6 protein-coding genes are annotated in these 11,997 nt (G+C 63.6%); 5 read left to right on the top strand and 1 reads right to left on the bottom strand.

The annotated features are described in order from the left end of the window. Positions 1-36: 36 nt before the first annotated feature. The 4 genes from AC4D2M_RS00520 to serA all read left to right on the top strand — a co-directional run bounded on the left by AC4D2M_RS00520 (position 37) and on the right by serA (position 5,348). A complete protein-coding gene (locus tag AC4D2M_RS00520; protein ID WP_490889059.1) occupies positions 37-1,926 on the top strand; it encodes an acetolactate synthase large subunit in 1,890 nt (629 codons plus the stop codon). Positions 1,927-1,928: 2 nt separating this feature from the next. Continuing rightward, positions 1,929-2,441, top strand: coding sequence for an acetolactate synthase small subunit (ilvN, locus tag AC4D2M_RS00515; protein WP_490889057.1), 513 nt, complete (start codon positions 1,929-1,931; stop codon positions 2,439-2,441). Between the two features lie 88 nt (positions 2,442-2,529). Further along, positions 2,530-3,555: a ketol-acid reductoisomerase gene (gene ilvC, locus AC4D2M_RS00510; protein ID WP_490889056.1), complete on the top strand. Its 1,026-nt coding sequence runs from the start codon at positions 2,530-2,532 to the stop codon at positions 3,553-3,555. A 203-nt stretch (positions 3,556-3,758) separates the two neighbouring features. Then, positions 3,759-5,348, top strand: a complete 1,590-nt coding sequence (gene serA, locus AC4D2M_RS00505) for a phosphoglycerate dehydrogenase (RefSeq protein WP_490889054.1) — start codon at positions 3,759-3,761, stop codon at positions 5,346-5,348. Between the two features lie 85 nt (positions 5,349-5,433). On the opposite strand, the gene lepB is transcribed toward serA, so the two are convergent. After that, positions 5,434-5,940 carry a signal peptidase I gene (lepB, locus tag AC4D2M_RS00500; RefSeq protein ID WP_490889052.1) on the bottom strand — a complete coding sequence of 169 codons (507 nt, stop codon included), beginning with the start codon at positions 5,938-5,940 and terminating at the stop codon, positions 5,434-5,436. 142 nt (positions 5,941-6,082) lie between these two features. On the opposite strand from lepB, the gene AC4D2M_RS00495 reads away from it, so the two are divergent. Further along, positions 6,083-11,800 carry a peroxidase family protein gene (locus tag AC4D2M_RS00495; protein WP_490889050.1) on the top strand — a complete coding sequence of 1,906 codons (5,718 nt, stop codon included), beginning with the start codon at positions 6,083-6,085 and terminating at the stop codon, positions 11,798-11,800. Positions 11,801-11,997 lie beyond the last annotated feature (197 nt).

Genomic DNA, 11,997 nt, shown 5'->3' with positions numbered 1-11,997 from the left:
GGTCACGCTGTGCTGGATACAAAAGGAAGTTCAAGGATGTCCAAGGGATCGCCCATTAGCCCAGCGCTGATGGCAGCCAAACAACCCGCCCCGGCGGCGCCCGGCCAGCAGTCGGGTAGGGACGCTGCGACTGCGCACGTCAGCCCCGTCCTCGGACCCAACCGGGTGGTGCCGCCCACCCAGATGACCGGTTCCGAGGCGATTGTCCGCGCTCTCGAGGAACTCGGCGTAGATGACATCTTTGGCCTTCCGGGGGGTGCCATCCTCCCGACGTATGACCCGCTGATGGCTTCCACCAAGCTCAGGCACATCCTCGTTCGTCACGAACAGGGCGCCGGCCACGCTGCGCAGGGCTATGCGATGGTGACGGACCGCCCGGGCGTATGCATTGCAACGTCAGGTCCCGGCGCCACCAACCTGGTCACCGCAATCGCCGACGCACACATGGATTCCGTGCCGATGGTCGCCATCACCGGCCAGGTCTCCAGCGCCGTCATCGGATCCGATGCTTTCCAGGAAGCAGACATCGTCGGCATCACCATGCCGATCACCAAGCATTCCTACCTTGTGACCAAGTCGCAGGACATCCCGCGGGTCCTTGCCGAGGCGTTCCACATTGCGTCCACCGGCCGCCCCGGGCCGGTGCTGGTGGACATCGCCAAGGATGCCCAGGTGGGGTCGATGACCTTCTCCTGGCCGCCGAAAATCGATATCCCCGGGTACCGCACGGTTGTACGGGGTCACTCCAAGCAGGTCCGTGAGGCGGCCCGGCTCATCATGGCGTCCGAACGACCGGTGTTCTACGTGGGCGGCGGTGTGGTCAAGGCACGTGCAGCTGCTGAGCTGCTGGAACTGGCCGAACTCGTCGGCGCACCTGTTGTCACCACCCTGATGGCCCGCGGCGTGTTCCCCGACTCCCACCCGCAGCACGTCGGCATGCCGGGGATGCACGGCTCGGTTTCCGCCGTGACCGCTCTGCAGCAGTCGGACCTGCTGATCACGCTGGGCGCCCGCTTCGACGACCGCGTGACCGGTGTACTGTCGAGCTTCGCGCCCGGCGCCAAGGTCATCCACGCAGACATCGACCCGGCGGAAATCTCGAAGAACCGCACCGCGGACGTACCGATCGTCGGTTCGGTGAAGGAAATCATTCCGGAATTCACCGCTGCCCTGCGTGAGCAGTTCACCGCCTCCGGTGCTCCTGACTACAGCGCCTGGTGGACCGTGCTGAACCGCCTCCGCCAGAGCTACCCCATCGGGTTCACCCAGCCCGACGACGGACTTTCCGCCCCGCAACACGTCATCCAGCGCATTGGTGAGCTCACCGGCCCTGAAGGCATCTACGCGGCGGGCGTCGGTCAGCACCAGATGTGGGCAGCACAGTTCATCAAGTACGAGCGTCCGCACGCCTGGCTCAACTCGGGCGGCCTGGGCACCATGGGATACGCGGTGCCCGCAGCCATGGGCGCCAAGATCGGAGACCCGGACCGGGTGGTGTGGGCGATCGACGGCGACGGCTGCTTCCAGATGACCAACCAGGAGCTTGCCACCTGTGTCATCAACAACATCCCCATCAAGGTGGCGGTGATCAATAATTCGTCCCTGGGCATGGTGCGTCAGTGGCAGACCCTGTTCTACGAGGGCCGTTACTCCAACACCGATCTGAACACCGGGCACAACACGGTTCGCGTCCCCGACTTCGTGAAGCTGGCCGACGCCTATGGCTGCGCCGGACTGCGTTGCGAGCGGGACGAGGACATCGATGCCACCATCCAGCAGGCGCTCGAGATCAACGACCGTCCGGTCGTCGTCGACTTCGTCGTCAGCCGGGACTCGATGGTCTGGCCCATGGTGCCCGCCGGCGTCAGCAACGACCTTATCCAGATTGCCCGCAACTTGACCCCGGACTGGGAGCAGGAGGACTAACCATGGCCCGTCATACCCTATCCGTTCTGGTCGAGGACGTCCCGGGCGTTCTGACACGCGTTGCCAGCCTGTTCGCACGGCGCGCCTTCAACATCAACTCGCTCGCTGTCGGCCCCACTGAAGTGACCGGAATGTCCCGGATCACGGTTGTGGTCGAAGCAGAGGGTGACCTGCTCGAGCAGGTCACCAAACAACTGAACAAGCTCATCAACGTCATCAAGATCGTCGAGCTTGTTCCCGAATCTTCCGTGCAGCGCGACCACATCCTGGTCAAGGTCCGTGCGGATGCCGCAACACGGCTGCAGGTAACCCAGGCAGCAGATTTGTTCCGTGCTTCAGTGGTTGACGTGTCCACAGACTCGCTGATCATCGAAGCCACCGGCACCGCCGAAAAGCTCACAGCCCTCTTGTCAGTGCTCGAGCCGTTCGGCATCCGCGAAATAGTGCAGTCCGGGACGCTGGCGATCAGCCGCGGCGCCAAGTCAATGAGTGACAGGGCGCTGCGAAGCGCATAGCCGGTAGCGCACAAACAGCATCAAGTACCCGAAACCACGCTTGTCCACGATAGGTGGGCAGCAGAATCACATCACAGGAGAAATACAAGTGACCGAGTTGTTCTACGACGACGATGCAGACCTTTCGATCATCCAGGGCCGCACCGTGGCTGTTATCGGGTACGGCAGCCAGGGCCATGCTCACGCGCTGAGCCTGCGGGACTCCGGAGTCGACGTCCGCGTCGGCCTCAAGGAGGGCTCGAAGTCCCGTGCCAAGGCCGAAGCCGAGGGCCTCCGCGTCCTGAACGTTGCCGACGCCGTCGCCGAGGCTGACCTCATCATGGTGCTGACCCCGGACCAGGTCCAGCGCCATGTCTACGCCGAGGACATCGCCCCCAACCTGCAGCCCGGGGACGCACTGTTCTTCGGTCACGGCTTCAACATCCGCTACGGCTACATCCAGCCGCCGGCGGATGTCGACGTTGCCCTCGTGGCTCCCAAGGGCCCCGGCCACATCGTCCGCCGCGAGTTTGAAGCAGGCCGCGGCGTTCCCGACCTGATTGCCGTGGAGCAGAACCCATCCGGCAAGGCACGTGAGCTGGCCTTGTCCTACGCGAAGGCCATCGGCGGCACCCGCGCGGGCGTCATCGAGACCACCTTCACCGAAGAGACCGAGACCGACCTCTTCGGTGAGCAGGTAGTGCTCTGCGGCGGTGCGTCCCAGCTCATCCAGTACGGTTTCGAGACCCTCACCGAGGCCGGTTACAAGCCGGAGGTTGCCTACTTCGAGGTGCTGCACGAGCTCAAGCTCATTGTCGACCTGATGGTTGAAGGCGGCATCGCCAAGCAGCGCTGGAGCGTCTCCGACACGGCCGAGTACGGCGACTACGTCTCCGGCCCGCGGGTCATCACCCCTGAGGTGAAGGAGAACATGAAGGCCGTCCTCGCGGACATCCAGAACGGTGCCTTCGCCAAGCGCTTCATCGACGACCAGGATGCCGGTGCTCCCGAATTCGCCAAGCTGCGCAAGCAGGGTGAGGATCACCCGATCGAAGCAACGGGACGCGAGCTTCGCAAGCTGTTCTCGTGGATCAAGACCAACGACGACTACACCGAAGGTTCAGTCGCCCGCTAGCCGTTGGCGCTGATTATCTTCATAGGGCGGCCGGACCGGCGGAGTGTTCCGCCGGTCCGGCCGCGCCTATGTGTGGCGCTTCTCTCATCTGCCCCGAATCGGGGTAACAAAGTGGGTGGTCCAGCGCAGCAAACTACACTTAACGCAACTCCTGAACGACATACTTCGAACTTTTCTGCCCAACGCACTGCGAAGGATCTCCCGTGGAAAAACCAGTAGTTCTCCTTGCTGAAGAACTCTCGCCGGCAACCGTGGACGCGCTCGGACCGGACTTCGAAATCCGTCAGACCGACGGCGCCGACCGGTCCAAGCTGCTAGCAGCTATCGCTGACGTGGACGCTATTCTCGTGCGTTCCGCAACCCAGGTGGATGCCGAGGCGATCGCTGCGGCGTCCAAACTCAAGGTAATCGCCCGCGCAGGCGTGGGGCTGGACAATGTTGATATCAAGGCCGCCACGCAGGCCGGTGTGATGGTGGTCAACGCACCGACCTCGAACATCATCTCTGCTGCCGAACTCACCGTCGGTCATATCCTCAGCCTTGCCCGCCACATCCCGCAGGCCAGCGGCGCGCTGAAGGGCGGCGAGTGGAAGCGCTCCAAGTACTCGGGCACGGAGCTCTACGAGAAGAAGATCGGCATCATCGGCCTCGGCCGTATCGGCGCGCTGGTCGCGGCGCGGTTGCAGGGTTTCGGCACCGAAATCCTCGCCTATGACCCGTACGTCACTTCCGCCCGCGCTGCGCAGCTGGGTGTGCAGCTTGTAACACTGGACGAGCTCCTGGCCGAGTCGGACTTCGTCACCATCCACATGCCAAAGACGCCGGAGACCGTGGGCATGCTCGGGGCCTCCGCCTTCCAAAAGATGAAGAGCAGCGCCTACGTGGTCAACGTGGCCCGTGGTGGGCTCGTCGATGAAGAGGCGCTCTACAGTGCCCTGAAGGAGGGGCAGATCGCCGGCGCGGGTGTTGACGTCTTCGTCAAGGAGCCCAGCACTGACCTGCCGTTCTTCGAGATGGACAACATTGTGGTCACACCCCACCTCGGCGCGTCTACGGCCGAGGCCCAGGAGAAAGCAGGCATTTCCGTCGCCAAGTCGGTTCGCCTTGCCCTGGCTGGTGAGCTCGTGCCCGACGCCGTCAATGTTGCGGGCGGCGTCATTGCGCCGGACGTGCGTCCCGGCATCCCGCTAATGGAAAAGCTTGGGCGTATTTTCACCGCCCTGACCCACGACTCGCTCACGCAGATCGAGGTCGAGGTAGCGGGCGAGATTGCATCACTCGACGTGAAGGCGCTGGAACTGGCCGCACTGAAGGGCGTTTTCACCGACGTCGTCTCCGAACAGGTCTCCTACGTCAACGCACCGGTTCTCGCCGAGCAGCGGGGTATCAACACCCGATTAGTCACAACCGACCACTCGGAGGAGTACCGAAACGTACTGACAATTCGCGGCGCGTTGTCCGATGGTTCCCAGATTTCGGTGGCCGGTACCCTGACAGGACCGAAGCAAATCCAGAAACTCGTGGGCGTCAACGGCTATGACCTGGAAATTCCCATCAGCGAGCACCTGCTGGTGATCCTGTACCAGGATCGGCCCGGAGTGATCGGTACCCTCGGCCAGGTGCTGGGGGAGCGCGGCATCAACATCGCCGGTATGCAGGTTGCCCGCAGCAAGGAGGGTGGCCAGGCGCTCTCCCTGCTCACCGTGGACAGCTCTGTGCCCCAGGACGTTCTGGAGAGCCTGAAGGAAGCCATCGGCGCTTCGGTTGCCCGTGAGGTGGACCTGCAGGACTAGTTGGTCCGCAACCATGAGTCGGCGGCGTCTGCGCGTTCTTCGCGCGGACGCCCCCGTCGTTTAAGCCACGGTTCGTCCCGTGGGTTCAGGACACGTCCGGCCAGACGACGGTTGCCTCGACGCCGTCCACAGGCAGTGGACCGAATTCGCGGGAATCCACAGACTCTGCACGGTTATCGCCCATGACGAAGACGTGGCCGTCCGGCACGGTGACAGGCCCGAAGTACGTACCGTCGATACGCGAATGGTCAACGAACGGTTCCGGCACCGCGGTGCCGTCAATGTAGAGCCGTGCGTCCTTGATGGCGACTGTCTGCCCACCTACGGCCACAACCCGTTTGAGGACTGTTCCCGTTTCGACGGGATTCTGGAATGAGACTAAAGAACCTTCCGTGACTTCGCCGTGCCGGTAGAGCAGTACGACGCTCCCCTCGGCGATGGTCGGTTCCATGCTTGAGGACGAAACCCAGAGCGGCTCCATAACCCAGAGCCGCAGCGTGAGCACGAATGCCGCTGCGGTGAGCGTCACCAGCAGGCGATGCACTGCGGAGCCGGAGGAACTGCGTGTGGTGATCACCACGTGGTTACCCATGAATCCAACTCCAACCGTCGACTGGTTCGATGATCCGCCTGTCTGCTTGGGGAAACCCTGACCCTCCCAAGGTATTCATAACGCTCGTACGAAACCCTTGCGGCACCGGCGGAAGTCCGTCGACTAGGTCTTGGGAGGAATTATGGGAAAGGCACCACACACTCCGGAGGAGCACCCGGCCGCGCAGACGCGGCCGTGGGCGTTCCCGTTCAGGCGCACACTTGCAGCGTTCACCTCGCTTGTCATGCTCACGGGCGTTGGTCTGCCCCTCATTGCTGGACCCGCGCAGGCGGCGCCGGTCGGACAGGGATTCAACGTGACGTCCTCGGACCTGGCGTTCATCCTGCGCCAGATCAAGATTTCTGAGGCGCACGTCCGCAACACCACGTCAGAAACGGGACCCTGCGGCGCGCTGCTCGGCACCTCACCCGACCAGGTGCCGGGGCCGCTGGTCTCCTACGGACTTCGCACCGTGGACGGATCCTGCAACAACCTGCAGGCCGAGCGCGAGAATTTCGGTGCCTCGAACCACCCGTTCCCCCGCATGACTACGCCGGAGTTTCACGCCGCCGAAGACGGAGCGATTATTCGCCAACCCGGGCAGACAACCTATGACGGCATCGGAAACGTGGTGGATTCCCACCCCCGCGTCATCAGCAACCTGATCGTCGACCAAACCTCGACCAATCCCGCAGCCGTCGCCGCGGCCCAGTATCCAGTGCGAAGCCAGGGCAACGAAGGCGTTGTCCCGTGTGACGCCGAGGGACTGCCGGCAGGGTGCGTGCCCGCCGGGGAGACACTCTTCATTCCGAACATCACCACCGACGTCGGGCTATCACCGCCCTACAACTCCCTGTTCACCATTTTCGGCCAGTTCTTCGACCATGGCCTGGACCTGGTCAACAAGTCCGGAAGTGCTGTCTTCATTCCGCTGAAGGACGACGATCCGCTGATTCCCGGAGCGGACGGCCAGTTGGGAACCGCTGACGACCTTCCGGCCCGTATGCGCTTCATGGTGCTCACCCGGGCAACCAACCAGCCGGGCCCGGATGGGCAGCTTGGCACCGCTGACGACGTACGTGAGGCGACCAACCGGACCAACCCCTATGTGGACCAGTCACAGACCTACAGCTCCGACCCCTCCCATCAGGTGTTCCTGAGGGAGTACGCCAACAACGTCGATGGGAAGCCGGTGTCCACGGGAATCCTCCTCGAATCGGCGGACGGCGGCATGGGCACCTGGGCGATGCTCAAGGCGCAAGCGGAAACAAAGCTGGGCCTGAAACTGGTTGATTCCGATGCACTGAGCATTCCGATGATCGCCGTCGACCCGTACGGGAAGTTCATCCCCGGCCCGGCACGCGGACTGCCCCAGTATGTAACGGCTGACGGCCTGGTCGAAGGCAATGTCGCCGCTCCGGTCCCGGTTCCGGACAATGCTCTCCGGATCAACGAGGCATTCCTGGACGACATCGCCCACAACGCTGTGCCGAAGCCCGGCTTGACGCCCGACGCCGACGATGTCATCACTCCTCCCGGAGCACCGGGAAGCACCTACGACAACGAGATGCTGGATGCGCACTTCGTCGCCGGTGACGGCCGCGTCAACGAGAACGTGGCGCTCACCATGATCCACCAGGTCTTCCACTCCGAGCACAACCGCATGGTGCATGACATCAAGCGCACGTTGGAGGCAGACACTTCCGCCCGTGGCATAGCTGCCCTGGCCGAATGGAGGAGCGCAGCCGGCGCCGACGGTTGGAACGGCGAGCGTATCTTCCAGGCTGCACGGTTCGTGACCGAGATGGAGTACCAACACCTGGCTTTCGAGGAGTTCGCCCGCAAGGTACAGCCACTCATCGAACCTTTCGGCACCTACCACGATGACGTCAACCCGGCCATCACTGCAGAGTTCGCCCACGCGGTTTACCGCTTCGGTCACTCCATGCTGACCGACACCGTTTCGCGGACCAATGTCGACGGCTCAACCAACGATGTCCCGCTGCTGGACGCTTTCCTCAATCCGCAGGAATACTTCGACGGCGGAAGTGCCGGAAAGTTGACGCCCAAGGAGGCAGCGGGAGCCATCGCCATGGGCATGTCTGACCAGGTCGGTAACGAGCTCGACGAGTTCACAACGGACACCCTGCGCAACAACCTCCTGGGGCTGCCGCTGGATCTGGCCGCCATCAATATCGGCCGCGCCCGGGAAACCGGCATCCCATCGCTGAACAATCTGCGCAAACAGCTTTACAACACCACTAACGACGGACAGTTGAAGCCCTACACCAACTGGATCGACTTCGGATTGAACCTGAAGCACCCTCAGTCGCTGGTGAACTTCGTCGCTGCCTACGGCCAGCACCCAACCATCACCGACGCCACGACATTGGCGGACAAGCGGGCAGCCGCCACGCTACTGGTGAACCCGCCTATCGACGCTGCGGAGGGCACAGTCCCCACGGACGCGGCGGACTTCATGGGCTCAACCGGAGCATGGGCGAACGATGGGGATGCGTCAAAGACGGGTCTGGACAAAGTGGATCTGTGGGTGGGAGGACTTGCCGAGCGCACCAATCTTTTCGGCGGGTTGCTCGGGTCAACGTTCAACTACGTCTTCGAGCAGCAGATGCTCGACCTGCAAAGCGGAGACCGGTTCTACTACCTGGCACGAACCGGCGGCATGAACCTCCTCTCCCAGCTGGAAGGTAACTCTTTCGCCGAGATCATCATGCGCAACACCACCGCCACCGCCATGAAGGCTGATGTCTTCGGGACCTCCGACTGCAAGTTCGAGCTCGGCCGGCTGCAATTCAGTGGCACAACAGTGCTGGACGATCCGCTGTCGCAGTGCAACGAAGAGTCGCTGTTGATCAGGATGCCCGACGGCACCATCCGGTACCGAACCACCAATTCCGTCGATCCGGCCGGTATCAATGGCCAGAGCGTTTACAACGGCACGGCTGAGGCCGACCGGGTGTGGGGCGGCGTCGACAATGACACCTTCCTCGGGAACGAGGGCAACGACATCATTGAAGGCAACGACGGCGGCGATACCGCCCTCGGAGGAGAGGGCAACGACATCATCACCGACTCCGCCGGCGACGACGTCCTCAAGGGCGGACCCGGTAACGACGCACTCGACGCAGGTCCCGGCCTGGACCTGATCCTCGGAGGTGACGGAAAGGACTTCATCAATGGCGGAGCCAACACGAACAACGTCTTCGGCGGCGTGGGCAATGACATCATGATCGCCGGCGGTGGTAATGATATGGCCCGCGGTGACTCCGGGAGCGACTGGTTGCAGGGCGGCGAAGGTGCCGACCTGTTGATGGGCGACAGCGGCGCCCCGTTCTTCGACGATCCGAACGATCCCGGCCACGATGTCCTGATCGGCGGGAACGGCGACGACGATTACGACGCCGAAGGCGGCGACGACATCATGCTTGCCGATCCCGGAATCGAGCGGAATGCGGGCGCGGCCGGGTTCGACTGGTCCAGTCACCAGTTCGACCCGCTGGCGGCAAACGCCGACCTTGCCCTGAAGCTACTCGGTGTCCCGCAGCCCGTGGACGTCCTGCGGGACCGTTACGCGGAGGTGGAGGCGCTCTCAGGTGCGGGAAAGAACGATGTGCTGCGCGGCGACAACGTTGTCCCGAGGCTGGTCGAGGGCGAAGGCTTCTCCGGGAAGAACTGGCTTGACGGCCAAGGTGTGGCACGGATCAGCGGCCTCGGGGACCTGCTTCCCGCCGGCGCAACCGATAACGGCGGCGTCTGGGGCGAAGGCAATATCATCCTGGGAGGTGGAGGCAGCGATGTCCTTGAGGGCCGTGCCGGCAACGACATCCTCGATGGGGACAGGCAACTGCGCGTGCGGCTGAGCGTCCGTACCGACCCTGCGGATCCTGCGACGGAAATCGGCAGCACCCAGGCAATGGACAAGCCGTACCTGTCCGGCAGCTCACGGACCCTGCAGGCTGCGGTCTTCGCCGGTGACGTCGATCCCGGAAACATCGTCATTGTCCGGGAGATCGTCGACGGTGGCACCGGTAGTGATGTGGACAGCGCCGTCTTCTCGGACCTCGAACAGAACTACACCGTAACCACCGTTCCATCGGGTGCGGCTCTGGGGGCTCCAGGCAGCGTCACCACGGTGACCCACCTCGGTGATGACCCGGATGCCCTGCCGGAACTCGGTGACGGCGACGGCGTTGACACCCTGCGGAACGTCGAAAAGCTCTTGTTCGCGGATTCAGTGGCACCCGGTGTGCCGGAGGTCGCGGCCGCAACCGCGGGCGACCGCTCCGTCAACCTGGAATGGAATGCACCGGCTTCTCCCGTCACCACCTATGAAGTGCGCGCGGTGGACGCCAGCGGGGCCCCTGTCGGAGCACTCCGGCAAGTCCCCGGCAATGAAACCACCACGGTTGTGAACGAGCTGACCAACGGGCAGGCATATCGCTTCCAGGTACGCGCTTCCAACGAAATCGGGACGAGTGCGTTCTCGCCCCTGTCCGCACCGGTAGTCCCGGACGTCGTGCCAAACGCACCGGCGGACGTGACGGGTGTCGGCGGCAACGGCGTCGTCAGTCTCTCGTGGACCGCGCCGACTTCCAATGGCGGCACAGCGCTCACGGGATACAAGGTGCAGGTGCTCGTCGGAGAGACCCTCATCCAGAACATTCCCCTCACGGGGACAGCGACGACCACGGAGGTTACCGGCCTTGCCAACGGCACGGCTTACAGCTTCAGGGTCCTTGCATTCAATGCCCACGGTGACGGCGCGCTCTCGGCGGCTTCGGAACCGGTCACGCCAGTGACTGTTCCGGGCGTTCCCGTGGTCGGAGCGGTGACTGCGGGGGCGGGATCCGTAGTGGTGAACTGGACGGCACCCGAAACCGACGGCGGTTCTGCCCTTACCGGTTACGCAGTCCAGGTGGTCGGTGCTGATGGACAGCCGGTGGGAGCCCTTCGGGCAGCCGGCGCGGAAGCCACACGTCTCGAGGTTACCGGCCTTACCAACGGAACGGAGTACCGCTTCCAGGTGAGGGCTGTAAACGCCCTCGGCGCCGGTGAGTTCTCTGCTCTCTCCCAGCCCGTTACGCCCGTCAGTTCCGAGTTGAAGGAAGACTTCAACGGGGACGGAATCGGTGACGTGGTTGCGCGGGACAGCGTTGGAAGGCTGTGGCTGTATCCCGGGAACGGGGCAGGGCACCTCCAGACCCGATCACTGTTCGGAACCGGCTGGCAGGGAATGCGAAGCATTATTGCCACCCCCGACTTCAGCGGTGACGCCATCGCGGATATCATCGCCACCGATTCCACCGGCAGGCTCTGGCTCTACCGCGGCAACGGCGCGGGCAAGTTGCAGCGGGGGGTTCAGATCGGAAACGGGTGGAGCGGCTTCACCCTCACCGCCCCAGGCGACTTCAACGGAGACAAGCGATCCGACCTGCTCGCGCGGGACTCGTCCGGCAGGCTCTGGCTCTACCCCGGAAACGGAGCCAATGGGTTCCAGTCTCGGGTCCTCGCAGGCAGTGGTTGGAACGGCTTCCGGATGGACAGTACCGGTGACTTCAACGGCGACAGCCGCTCGGACGTGATCGCGTACGACAGCACGGGGCGGCTGTGGCTTTACCCAGGGAACGGCATCGGCGGCTTCCAGTCCAGGAGTCAGTTCGGCAGCGGCTGGCGTGGGTACACACTGATCGGCATCGGCGACCAGACCGGCGATTCGCGCTCCGATCTCCTGGCGCGGGACTCCGCAGGAAGGCTGTGGCTGTACCCGGGAACCGGCACGGGGCGGGTCACAACCCGGACGCAGATCGGGAGCGGATGGGGTTCCTTCCTGATCGCGTGATTGCGTAGGACCGGTTCGACCGGGAAGGACCATGGCGGGTAGCTTCAACCACCCGCCATGGTCCTTCTCTTTCGTGCCGGCTCGCATCGGCAACGAAACACCGAAAGGCCCTCCCGGACACACTGAAAGGGTTCCCGCCCTCATGGGCAGAAACCCTCTCAGTTTCCCGTCCGCGCCCTCCCGCCCCATCGCGGACG

Source organism: Arthrobacter sp. TJ-270 (assembly GCF_058269075.1).
The sequence above is the reverse complement of the archived record's forward strand: the minus strand, read 5'-3'. Positions and strand labels throughout refer to the sequence as shown.

Coding starts and splice junctions, on each gene's coding strand:
- AC4D2M_RS00495 (WP_490889050.1), top strand. CDS start 6,083: ATGGGAAAGGCACCACACACTCCGGAGGAGCACCCGGCCGCGCAGACG.
- ilvN (WP_490889057.1), top strand. CDS start 1,929: ATGGCCCGTCATACCCTATCCGTTCTGGTCGAGGACGTCCCGGGCGTT.
- lepB (WP_490889052.1), bottom strand. CDS start 5,940: ATGGGTAACCACGTGGTGATCACCACACGCAGTTCCTCCGGCTCCGCA.
- AC4D2M_RS00520 (WP_490889059.1), top strand. CDS start 37: ATGTCCAAGGGATCGCCCATTAGCCCAGCGCTGATGGCAGCCAAACAA.